Raw genomic sequence first — 10,924 nt, forward strand, 5'->3', positions numbered from 1 at the left:
GGCTGGGGGTTTTTTTTTTTTGTCTGCGGTTTTTGTTGTGTTTGTACTGTCCTCTTGGTGGGCAAGCCCTTTCCCAAGGGGGTGGGGCGTGAGCAGGACTGGGGGGGTTGGGTGTGCCCCGCGAAGAGGCCCGAACCGGCGCTACAGGCCTATCGCCCAACCACCTTGGGCTTGTATGCACAATACCCCGGCCGCGGTCCGACCTTCGGGTGGTTGCGGCAGGTGTCCGGGCGCTTGTCATAAATGGTGCACAGCCGGCTCTTACGGTCCAGATACATGCAATCGTCGTTGCTCATTCGGGTCAGGGTGAAAATGCCCGACTTCTGGTTGAAGCGCTCGATGATGCCTTCTTTCTGCAGGCGCTTGGCGACATTCTTCGGCGGCTCGTCCTTCTCGAACTCGTCCACCACGCCGATGCGGATCAGATCCTTGATCTTCACCTCCACAGGCAGGGTACAGCAGGTCGAGTGGCAGCCATGGCACATGCTGCTGGTGTAGCGCTGCCAGGTTTCCAGGCGGTCGACTTCGGCGGCGGCGATCAGGGTCGGTTTCATTTTAATAGTGGGCGGATCACGGTCTTGGGGCGCGCGATCATACCGGAGTTGTTCAATTTGTGAACAACCTTTTGCCGGAATCGCCAAGGCGGCATGAAAACTGCGAACCGTAGCCTGTCACTCCCTGTCGAAGGGTCTAGTCTCTTCAATCTCCCTCCGTATTCGTCAACTTGCCCGAGGATGCCGCATGTCCCAGGAACCCAAAGCTCGTGACGCCGAGGTGGCCGCTTTTCGCGCCGCTGTACTGGACAAACTGACCTACGCGGTCGGCAAGGACCCGGAACATGCCTTCGACCATGACTGGTTCGAAGCCATCGCCCTGGCCGCCCGCGATCACATGGTCGACCACTGGATGGACCACACCCGCCAGGCCTACCGGCGCAGCCAGAAGCGGGTCTACTACCTTTCCCTGGAGTTCCTCATCGGCCGGCTGCTGTACGACAGCCTGAGCAACCTGGGCTATCTGGAGATCGCCCGTGAAGCGCTCGAGGGGCTGGACGTGGACCTTGAACGCATCCGCCTGCTCGAGCCCGATGCCGCGCTGGGCAATGGCGGCCTGGGACGGCTGGCGGCGTGCTTCATGGAAAGCATGTCGACCCTCGGCATCGCTGCCCATGGCTACGGTATCCGCTACGAGCACGGGCTGTTCCGCCAGGCCATCGTCGATGGCTGGCAGCAGGAGCAGACCGAGAACTGGCTGGACTTCGGCAACCCCTGGGAGTTCGAGCGCGCCGAGGTGATCTATCCGATCAGTTTTGGCGGCAGTGTCGAAACGCTGCACGACGCCCAGGGTGTTGCCCGGCAGGTCTGGACGCCGGGCGAAACCGTGCGTGCCGTGGCCTACGATACGCCCGTGGTCGGCTGGCGCGGCTCCAGCGTCAACACCCTGCGCCTGTGGCGCGCCCGGGCGCTCGAAGAGTTGCACCTGGAGCGCTTCAATGCCGGCGATCACCTGGGGGCGGTGGCCGAAGTGGCGCGGGCCGAAAGCATCTCGCGAGTGCTTTACCCGGCGGACAGCACCGAAGCGGGGCAGGAATTGCGCCTGCGCCAGGAATACTTCTTCGTCTCCGCGTCGCTGCAGGATCTGCTGCGACGTCACCTGAACATGCACGATGACCTGCTCAACCTGCCGGACTCGGCGGCGATCCAGCTCAACGACACCCACCCCTCGATCGCCGTCGCCGAGCTGATGCGCCTGCTGGTCGACCAGCATGCCATTCCCTGGGAAAAGGCCTGGGAGCTGACGGTCGGCACCTTGGCCTACACCAATCACACCCTGCTGCCCGAGGCCCTGGAAACCTGGCCTGTGGCGCTGATGGAACGCATGCTGCCGCGGCACATGCAGATCATCTACCTGATCAACGCGTACCACATCGACGCGCTGCGGGCCAAAGGGCTGCACGACTTCGACGTGCTGCGCGCGGTGTCGCTGATCGAGGAGGACAACGGCCGCCGTGTGCGCATGGGCAACCTGGCGTTTCTCGGCTCGCACAGCGTCAACGGCGTGTCGGCGCTGCACAGCAAGCTGATGAAGAGCACGGTGTTCGCCGAACTGCACAAGCTGTATCCGCAGCGGATCAACAACAAGACCAACGGCATCACCTTCCGCCGCTGGCTGTACCAGGCCAATCCGCAGTTGACCGGCATGTTGGTCGACGCCCTGGGCGCCGAGGTGCTGGACGATCCGGAGGGCAAGCTCAAGGCGCTGGCGCCCCACGCCGAGAAAGCCACCTTCCGCAAGCAGTTCGCCGCCCAGCGCCTGCATAGCAAGCGCGCACTGGCGAGCATCATCCAGGACCGCATCGGCGTGACGGTCAACCCCGAAGCGTTGTTCGACGTGCAGGTCAAGCGTATCCACGAGTACAAGCGCCAGTTGCTCAACCTGTTGCATACCGTCGCGCTGTACCAGGCCATGCGCAATGACCCCGGCACCCCGTGGGCGCCGCGGGTGAAGATCTTCGCCGGCAAGGCGGCAGCCAGCTATCACCAGGCCAAGCTGATCATCAAGCTGACCAACGACATCGCTCGGGTGGTCAACAACGACCCCACCGTGCGCGGGCTGCTCAAGGTGGTGTTCCTGCCCAACTACAACGTCAGCCTGGCCGAGAGCATCATCCCGGCGGCCGACCTTTCCGAGCAGATCTCCACTGCCGGGTACGAAGCGTCCGGCACCAGCAACATGAAGTTCGCCCTCAACGGCGCGCTGACCATCGGCACCCTCGATGGTGCCAACGTCGAGATGTGCGAGCAGGTCGGCGCGGAAAACATGTTCATCTTCGGCCTGACCGCCCAGCAGGTCGAGGCGCGCAAGCGTGCGGGCGATTTTGGTGCAGCGGCGGCCGTGGCCGCCTCCGGGCGTCTGGGCGATGTGTTGCAGGCGATCCGCAGCGGGGTGTTCTCGCCGGATGATCCAGGGCGCTATGCCGGGCTGATCGACGGCCTGGTGGCCTACGACCGCTTCCTGCTGTGCGCCGATTTCGATGCGTACTGGGACGCCCAGCGGCGGGTCGAGGAGCTGTGGCATACGCCGCAGGAGTGGTGGCGCATGGCGGTGCTCAATACCGCACGGATGGGCTGGTTCTCGTCGGACCGCACCATTCGCGAATATGCCACCGAGATATGGAAGGCGTTGGATTAGCAGGGTGTCAGTTCCGGCCCTATCGCGGGGCAAGCCCGCTCCCACAGGTGCACCGTTGGTTTCGGGATCAGCGGGGTGCCTGTGGGAGCGGGCTTGCCCCGCGATCAGGTCGCCGCCGACCAACTGCCTGAACTCATCGCCTGAACCACCGTCTGATCCGCCAGGCGAGTCTCTTCGCTCGCTAGGCTGCCACTCTCCCTGTAAACTGCGGGGGTTTTTCTACCCCTTTCCACTTCGGAGCCATACATGTCCCGCGTTACCCTGAGTCGCTATCTGATTGAGCAGACCCGCAGCAACAACACTCCTGCCGATCTGCGCTTCCTGATCGAAGTGGTGGCGCGCGCGTGCAAGGAGATCAGCCACCACGTGTCCAAGGGCGCCCTGGGCGGCGTGCTGGGCAGCATGGGCACCGAAAACGTGCAAGGCGAAGTGCAGAAGAAGCTCGACGTCATCTCCAACGACATCCTGCTCGAGGCCAACGAGTGGGGCGGCCACCTGGCCGGCATGGCGTCCGAAGAAATGGACAACGCCTACCAGATCCCGGGCAAGTACCCCAAAGGCGCCTACCTGCTGGTCTTCGACCCGCTGGACGGTTCGTCGAACATCGACGTCAACGTCTCGGTCGGCACCATCTTCTCGGTGCTGCGTTGCCCGAACGAATACCTGAGCCAGAACGAAACCCTCAACGAAAACGCCTTCCTGCAACCAGGCACCCAGCAGGTCGCCGCCGGTTATGCGATCTACGGCCCGCAGACCATGCTGATCCTCACCTTGGGCAATGGTGTCAAGGGCTTCACCCTGGACCGCGAACTGGGCAGCTTCGTCCTGACCCACGAAAACATCCGCGTGCCGGAAACCACCGCCGAATTCGCCATCAACATGTCCAACCAGCGCCACTGGGAAGCCCCGGTGCAGCGTTACGTGGGCGAGCTGCTGGCCGGTGAGACCGGGCCGCTGAAGAAGAACTACAACATGCGCTGGATCGCCTCGATGGTGGCCGACGTGCACCGCATCCTGACCCGTGGCGGCCTGTTCATGTACCCGCGCGACGCTCGCGAGCCGAGCAAGCCGGGCAAGCTGCGCCTGATGTACGAAGCCAACCCGATGTCGTTCATCATCGAGCAGGCTGGCGGCGCATCGACCAACGGTTACGAGCGTATCCTCGACATCAAGCCTGAGAGCCTGCACCAGCGTGTGTCGGTGATTCTGGGCTCGAAGGAAGAGGTCGAGCGCGTCACCGCCTATCACAAGGAGTAAGTCATGCTCGCACCTTGGCAGCCGTTGCTGGAGTGGTGGTTCGGTTGGGGCACCAGTGCCCAGGCCGTGGCTGACGAGAAGAGTACGCAGTGGTTCGGCAAGCATCACGATGCCGATGCCCAGGCACTGTTCGGCGATCTGGTCGAACAGGCCCTGGCCGGTGGGCTCGACGAGTGGCAGCAAAGCCCGCAGGGCTGGCTTGGTCTGTTGCTCCTGCTCGACCAGTTGCCGCGCATGATCTACCGCGACACGCCGCGCGCCTTCGAGGGCGACCGGCGTGCCCAGGTGGTGGCCATGCAGGGTTTGCAGAAGGGCTGGGATTATCAGCTGCTGCCGATCCAGCGCGTGTTCGTGCTGCTGGTGCTGGAGCACGCCGAGGTGCTGGATTGGCAGAACCTGTGCGTGGAGCGCTACCGGACGTTGCTGGACGAGCAGCCTGAGGCCAATCGTCGGCTGTTCGAAGGCTTCCTGGACTATGCCGAGCAGCACCAGCGGGTGATCGCTCGGTTCGGCCGTTTCCCGCATCGCAATCTGTTGCTGGGGCGGCCGAGTACCAGTGAAGAGATGGACTTTCTGCTGGAGCCGGGCTCCCGGTTCTAAATCAGCGCAGCCTTCTTCGCGGGTTTACCCGCGAAGAAGGCGCCGTCGAACCTTAGATCCTGAAACTCCCCACCAACTGCTTCAACCGATCGACCTGATGCTCCAGGTCGTTGCAGGCACGCAAGGTGCTCTGCAGGTTCTGCACCCCTTGCTGGTTCAGCGTATTGATCTCGGTGATGTCGACATTGATCGACTCGACCACTGACGTCTGCTCTTCGGTCGCCGTAGCCACCGACTGGTTCATGCCGTCGATCTCGCCGATACGTTGGGTCACGCTGCCCAGGCGGTCACCTGCGCGGTTGGCGATCTCGACGCTGTGATCACTGTGCTGCTGGCTCTGGTTCATGGTGCTCACCGCCACTTGCGCGCCAGCCTGCAGTTCCTCGATCAACCCCTGCACCTGCTGCGCCGACTCCTGGGTGCGGTGCGCCAGGTTGCGCACTTCGTCGGCCACCACGGCAAAGCCACGCCCGGCCTCGCCGGCCCGCGCGGCCTCGATGGCGGCGTTTAGCGCCAGCAGGTTGGTCTGCTGGGAGATGCCGCTGATCACGTCGAGAATCTGGCCGATGTTCACCGTGTGGGCGTTAAGCGTCTCGATGTTGCCGCACGAATCGCTGATCCGCGCCGACAGCTTGTTCATCACATCGATGGTCTGGCCAACCACCTGCTGGCCTTCCGCGGCCAGGTCACGGGCGTCGCTGGAGTGCTGCGAGGCGAGGGCGGCATTCTGGGCGATCTCCTGGGCTGCGGCGCCCAGCTGGTTGATCGCCGCCGCCACGCTGCTGGTGCGGCTGGACTGCTGGTCGGCATTTTCGATGGAGGCGTTGGAGGCACTCACCACTTGGCTGGCCACGGCGTTGACCTGGCCAGTGGCCGAGGCCACTTCGCGGATCGACTCGTGAATACGCTCGACGAAGCGGTTGAACGATTGCCCCAGGCTGCCGAACTCGTCCTGGCCGTGGATGGTCAGGCGCCGGGTCAGGTCGCCTTCGCCCTCGGCGATGTCACGCATCGCGCGGCCCATGACATGCAGCGGCTCCATCAGCACGCGGATCAACAGGCCGAGCAGGGCGATGATCACCACTATCGCGATCAGCGTTGCCACCACTGCCGAGGTGCGCAGTTCGCCCAGCATGGCGAAGGCGGCGTCCTGATCCAGGACCAGGGCGACGTACCAGTCCGCCGGCACGCCATCGACGTGGCTGAAGCTGATGAACTGGCTGCGTCCGTCCGCTTCGACTTCAGCCATGCCCTTGGCGATGCGCGGGGTAGCGTTGGGGTAGAGGTCGGCCAGGGTCTTGAGCGCCAGGTCGGCCTTTGGATGGATGAGGATCTTGCCTTCACCGTTGACGATGAAGGCGTGGCCCTTGCCGCCGAAGTCCAGGGCATTGACCAGGTTGCTGATGGTCTGCAGGTCAGTGTCGACGCCGCTGACGCCGATCAGTTGCCCGGCCTGCTGCACGGGCGTGGCGAGGGTGACCACCAGCTTGCCGGCCGACGCCGAGATATAGGGCTCGGTGATGATGGTCTGGTTGGCGGCGCTGGCGGCCTTGTACCAGCCGCGGGCGCGCGGGTCGTAGTCGGGGGCGCGATTGCCGACCGGCACCGATTGCATGCGGCCATCTTTGCCGCCGAAGTAGGTGAGCTGGAAGTTGCTGGCATACACCGGCAGCGCCAGGCTGCGGTCAAGGCTGGCCTTCTGCGGCCCGTCCACGGCGATCTGCTGGGCCAGTGACTGCAGCAGTTGCATGCGGCTGTCGAGCCAGGTGCGGATGTTGCCCGCGGTCAGGTTGCCCAGGGCTTGCAGGCTGGTTTCGGTGTCGCTGCGCAGCGACTGGCGCTGGCGATAGTCGTTGAAGAGCACGAAGCAGGCGAAGGCGACGGCCACCACGAGTGCGGCGGCCACCAGGATCTTGTGGCTGAACTTGAGATTTTTTGTCATGTGCAAGGTCTGCGCAGGCATATCGAGAGGAGGGTGCGGCAAAAGGCCACATCGCTGAATGCTATGTCGCCTGCGATGAAATAGCCATGAGCGTTTTGTGATAGCACCCGACCAACGGCATGGTACGAAAGCAGGGGTAGCAGGGAACCGGGGAGGCATTTTTGCTTCTAAGCTCTCTGCAGGCCGTCTCGCCTGTTGCATCCATCTCCAGGAGAGCCCTTCATGTCGTTGCGTTCCCTCGCCCTGTTGTCCTTGTTGGTCGTCCTGACCGCCTGCAGCAAGATCAACCAGGAAAACTATTCCAAGCTCAAGGCCGGCATGAGCAAGGCCGAGGTCGAGCAGTTGCTCGGCTCGCCGAAGGAGTGCTCCGGAGCACTCGGCATGAGCAGTTGCACCTGGGGCGACGAGAAGAGTTTCATCAGTGTCCAGTACGCCGCTGACAAAGTGCTGATGTACTCCGGGCAGGGCCTCAAATGAAGCGCGTGCACCTGTTGCTGGCGCTGGGTCTTGCGCTGGTGCTCGGCGGTTGTGCCAGCTCATCGGTGGATTCGCTGGCACCCAAGACGGCTGGCAACGTCGACCTCAAGCGCTACCAAGGCAAGTGGTTCGAGCTGGCACGCCTGCCGATGCGCTTCCAGGAAGGCTGTGCGCAATCCGAAGCCCATTACAACCTCAGGCCCGATGGCAGCCTGGGCGTGCTCAATCGTTGCCGTACCGAAGGTGACGAATGGCTGCGCGCCGAGGGCCGCGCCGGCATCGAGGAGCCGGGGCGCACCGACAAGTTGTGGGTGGAGTTCGACAACTGGTTCACTCGCCTGGTGCCGGGGCTGACCAAGGCAGACTACTGGATCCTGTACGTGGACGATCACTACCGTACCGCGATTGTCGGCAGCCCCAACCGCAAGTACCTGTGGATCCTGTCGCGAACCCCGAGCCTGCCGGCATGGGAGCGCGAGAATCTGTTGTCGAAGGCTCGCCAGCAGGGGTATGACACCAGCCGGCTGATCTGGCGGGTGTCGGACAAGGCAATCGTTGCCCGGCATTGAGTTGCCGGGTTCCAGATCCAGGCTTGGCGCGATCGAGCAGGTGATCGCGCCGGCTTTCAGCCCAGCAGTGTGCGCAATACCGCTGCGAAGGCCTGCCCGCTTTGCTCTTCCAGCGCATGTCGCCCCTGGCGCACCACCCACTGTCCGTTGACCATCACATCACGCACCTGACGGTCGCTGCCGGCGAACAGCCAGCGGTTGAGGATGCCGTCGCCGCTCGAGGTCGCCAGGTACGGATCCTGCCCATCGAGCACCAGCCAATCGGCACGCTTGCCCACCGCCAGCTCGCCAATCTCTTGCCCCAGGGCCTGCGTACCGCCTGCCAGCGCCGCGTCGTAGAGGGTCCGGCCGACCATCGGCTGGTCGCTGCGGTATAGCCGGTTGCGCCGCTGGTCGCGCAGGCGCTGGCCATACTCCAGCCAGCGCAGTTCCTCGACCACGCTCAGCGAGACATGGCTGTCCGAGCCGATGCCCATGCGCCCGCCCTGGGCCAGGAAGTCGACGGCCGGGAAGATGCCATCGCCCAGGTTGGCCTCGGTGGTCAGGCACAGCCCTGCCACCGCGCCGCTGCGGGCCATGGCGCTGACTTCGTCGGCCTCGACGTGGGTTGCATGCACCAGGCACCAGCGCGAATCCACCTCGACGTGCTCGTACAGCCATTGCACCGGGCGACGGCCGCTCCAGCTGAGGCAGTCGTTGACTTCCTTCTGCTGCTCGGCGATGTGGATGTGCACCGGGCATGCCTTGTCGCTGGCGGCCAGCACTTCGGCGATCTGTTGTGGCGTGACCGCGCGCAGCGAGTGGAAGCACAGGCCCAGGTGCTGCGCGGGTTGCGCGGCCAGCAGCGGCTTGAGCTGTTCCTGCAGGCGCAGGTACTGCTCGGTAGTGTTGATGAAGCGCCGCTGGCCCTCGTTCGGTGCCAGGCCGCCGAAGCCGGAGTGGGAGTACAGCACCGGCAGCAGCGTCAGGCCGATGCCGCTGGCGCTCGCCGCGGCGCTGATCTGGCGGGATAGCTCGGTGGGATCGGCGTAGGGCTTGCCGGTGTTGTCATGGTGCATGTAGTGGAATTCGGCCACCGAGGTGTAGCCGGCCTTGAGCATCTCGATGTACAGCTGGCGGGCGATGACCTGCAATTGCTCGGGAGTGATCAGGCCGACCAGGCGGTACATCAGGTCGCGCCAGGTCCAGAAACTGTCGTTGGGGTTGCCGACCACCTCCGCCAGGCCTGCCATGGCGCGCTGGAAGGCGTGGGAATGCAGGTTGGGCATGCCCGGCAGCAGCGGGCCGGCCAGGCGCTCGGCGCCTTCGGCACTGGCGTTCGCGTCTATTTTTTCGAGCCGCCCGTCGGCGGACACCTCAAGGCGGACATTGCTGGCCCAGCCTGAAGGCAGCAGGGCACGTTCGGCGAAGTAGGCGGACATCACTCGGTCATCCTGTATCGTTATTTGTATATACATATACAGACGTTTGCCTGCCGGGTAAACTGCGGCAAGCTACCGTCAATCAAATTGCACAAGGATGCATAGCCGTGCCGACACCTTCCGTCTCCGCGCTGGTGGCCCAGATGGGCGAAGGGCCGGCGCCGCTGTATGCGCGGGTCAAGCAGATGATCGTCCAGCAGATCGAAAACGGCAGCTGGCCGCCCCATCATCGCGTCCCGTCGGAAAGCGAGCTGGTCAGCCAACTGGGCTTCAGCCGCATGACCATCAACCGCGCCCTGCGCGAGCTGACCGCCGAGGGCCTGCTGGTCCGCATGCAGGGCGTCGGGACTTTCGTCGCCGAACCCAAGACCCGCTCGGCGCTGTTCGAAGTCAACAACATCGCCGACGAGATCGCCGGGCGCGGGCATCAGCACCGCTGTCAGGTGATCGTCCTGGCCGAAGAGCCTGCCGGCTCCGAGCGTGCCCTGGCGCTGGACATGCGCGAAGGCCAGCGGGTGTTCCATTCGCTGATCGTGCATTACGAAAACGGCGTGCCGGTGCAGATCGAGGACCGCTACGTCAATGCACTGATCGCGCCAGACTACCTCAAGCAGGACTTCACCCGGCAGACGCCCTACGCCTATCTGTCCCAGGTCGCCCCGCTGACCGAAGGCGAGCACGTGGTCGAAGCGATCCTGGCTGAGCCTGACGAATGCAAGCTGCTGCAGATCGAGCGTGGCGAGCCGTGCCTGCTGATTCGCCGGCGTACCTGGTCGGGCCGCCAGCCGGTCACCGCCGCGCGCTTGATTCACCCCGGTTCCCGTCATCGCCTGGAAGGACGTTTCAGCAAATGAGCCAGTTGCAGTTGTTGCGTGCCCGCGATTATCCGCGCATGCCCTGGAAGAACGGTGGTGGGTCCACCGAAGAGATCACCCGCGATGCGGGCGTTGGCCTGGACGGGTTCGGCTGGCGCCTGTCGATCGCCGATATCGAGGCCTCCGGCGGCTTTTCCAGTTTCACCGGTTACCAGCGGATCATCACCGTGCTGCAGGGCGATGGCATGCGCCTGTCGGTGGACGGTCACGAAAGCCGGCCGCTGCTACCGTTCGATGCCTTTGCGTTCAGTGGCGAGAGCCAGGTGGCCTGCACGCTTCAGGGTGGCCCGATCCGCGACTTCAACCTGATCTATGCGCCAAACCGGTACGGGGCGCGGTTGCAGTGGTTTGGCGCTGGCACCCGCCTGTTCAGTGCGGCCGAGACCGTGCTGGTGTTCAGTGCCGAGGCGGACTTGCACGTTGCGATCCAGGGGCAGGAGTCGGTGCTTGGGTTGTATGACTGCCTGCAGCTCAGTGGTAACGCGGGCTTGCTCGAGGTCGAGGTATCGGGGCGCTGCTGCGTTATCGAGTTGAGCCCTCGACACGTGTGAGTTTCGAGGGCCCTATCGCGGGACGAGCCCGCTCCTACAG

At 64.1% G+C, this 10,924-nt stretch carries 10 protein-coding genes and 2 pseudogenes; 7 read left to right on the plus strand and 5 right to left on the minus strand.

All coding sequences use genetic code 11. The features are described from left to right. Positions 1-149: 149 nt before the first annotated feature. On the minus strand, positions 150-554 hold the full coding sequence (locus ACPZMI_RS03870) for a YkgJ family cysteine cluster protein (RefSeq protein ID WP_054895281.1): 405 nt from the start codon (positions 552-554) through the stop codon (positions 150-152). 187 nt (positions 555-741) lie between these two features. On the opposite strand from ACPZMI_RS03870, the gene ACPZMI_RS03875 reads away from it, so the two are divergent. Beyond that, the gene (locus ACPZMI_RS03875; protein ID WP_186665751.1) at positions 742-3,192 is read left to right on the plus strand and encodes a glycogen/starch/alpha-glucan phosphorylase; all 2,451 of its coding nucleotides are present in this window, start codon (positions 742-744) and stop codon (positions 3,190-3,192) included. A 19-nt stretch (positions 3,193-3,211) separates the two neighbouring features. Here ACPZMI_RS03875 and ACPZMI_RS03880 read toward each other — a convergent pair. Continuing rightward, a pseudogene (locus ACPZMI_RS03880) lies at positions 3,212-3,256 on the minus strand (SEC-C metal-binding domain-containing protein); the annotation flags it as partial. A 182-nt stretch (positions 3,257-3,438) separates the two neighbouring features. On the opposite strand from ACPZMI_RS03880, the gene ACPZMI_RS03885 reads away from it, so the two are divergent. After that, entirely contained in the window at positions 3,439-4,449 is a 1,011-nt protein-coding gene (locus ACPZMI_RS03885) for a class 1 fructose-bisphosphatase (RefSeq protein ID WP_054895279.1), read from the plus strand. A 3-nt stretch (positions 4,450-4,452) separates the two neighbouring features. Next, a complete protein-coding gene (locus tag ACPZMI_RS03890) occupies positions 4,453-5,049 on the plus strand; it encodes a DUF924 family protein (protein WP_186665752.1) in 597 nt (198 codons plus the stop codon). A 52-nt stretch (positions 5,050-5,101) separates the two neighbouring features. On the opposite strand, the gene ACPZMI_RS03895 is transcribed toward ACPZMI_RS03890, so the two are convergent. Continuing rightward, a complete protein-coding gene (locus tag ACPZMI_RS03895; protein ID WP_426351717.1) occupies positions 5,102-5,932 on the minus strand; it encodes a methyl-accepting chemotaxis protein in 831 nt (276 codons plus the stop codon). Positions 5,933-5,956: 24 nt separating this feature from the next. Continuing rightward, positions 5,957-7,192 (minus strand): annotated as a pseudogene (locus ACPZMI_RS03900) (HAMP domain-containing protein); the annotation flags it as partial. Positions 7,193-7,213: 21 nt separating this feature from the next. Here ACPZMI_RS03900 and bamE point away from each other — a divergent pair. Both bamE and ACPZMI_RS03910 read left to right on the plus strand, forming a co-directional pair. Beyond that, positions 7,214-7,468 carry an outer membrane protein assembly factor BamE domain-containing protein gene (gene bamE, locus ACPZMI_RS03905; RefSeq protein ID WP_054895277.1) on the plus strand — a complete coding sequence of 85 codons (255 nt, stop codon included), beginning with the start codon at positions 7,214-7,216 and terminating at the stop codon, positions 7,466-7,468. Further along, positions 7,465-8,037, plus strand: coding sequence for a lipocalin family protein (locus ACPZMI_RS03910; RefSeq protein ID WP_186665756.1), 573 nt, complete (start codon positions 7,465-7,467; stop codon positions 8,035-8,037). The genes bamE and ACPZMI_RS03910 overlap by 4 nt, the downstream gene beginning before the upstream one ends. Positions 8,038-8,093: 56 nt before the next feature. On the opposite strand, the gene ACPZMI_RS03915 is transcribed toward ACPZMI_RS03910, so the two are convergent. Next, on the minus strand, positions 8,094-9,458 hold the full coding sequence (locus ACPZMI_RS03915; RefSeq protein ID WP_426351715.1) for a formimidoylglutamate deiminase: 1,365 nt from the start codon (positions 9,456-9,458) through the stop codon (positions 8,094-8,096). Positions 9,459-9,601: 143 nt separating this feature from the next. Here ACPZMI_RS03915 and hutC point away from each other — a divergent pair, with 143 nt between their 5' ends. Both hutC and ACPZMI_RS03925 read left to right on the plus strand, forming a co-directional pair. Then, positions 9,602-10,312, plus strand: coding sequence for a histidine utilization transcriptional repressor HutC (hutC, locus tag ACPZMI_RS03920; protein ID WP_186666102.1), 711 nt, complete (start codon positions 9,602-9,604; stop codon positions 10,310-10,312). Next, on the plus strand, positions 10,309-10,884 hold the full coding sequence (locus tag ACPZMI_RS03925) for a HutD/Ves family protein (RefSeq protein WP_426351716.1): 576 nt from the start codon (positions 10,309-10,311) through the stop codon (positions 10,882-10,884). The genes hutC and ACPZMI_RS03925 overlap by 4 nt, the downstream gene beginning before the upstream one ends. Positions 10,885-10,924: the final 40 nt, after the last annotated feature.

It is taken from the genome of Pseudomonas wayambapalatensis, from assembly GCF_049942315.1.
GTDB lineage: Bacteria > Pseudomonadota > Gammaproteobacteria > Pseudomonadales > Pseudomonadaceae > Aquipseudomonas > Aquipseudomonas wayambapalatensis.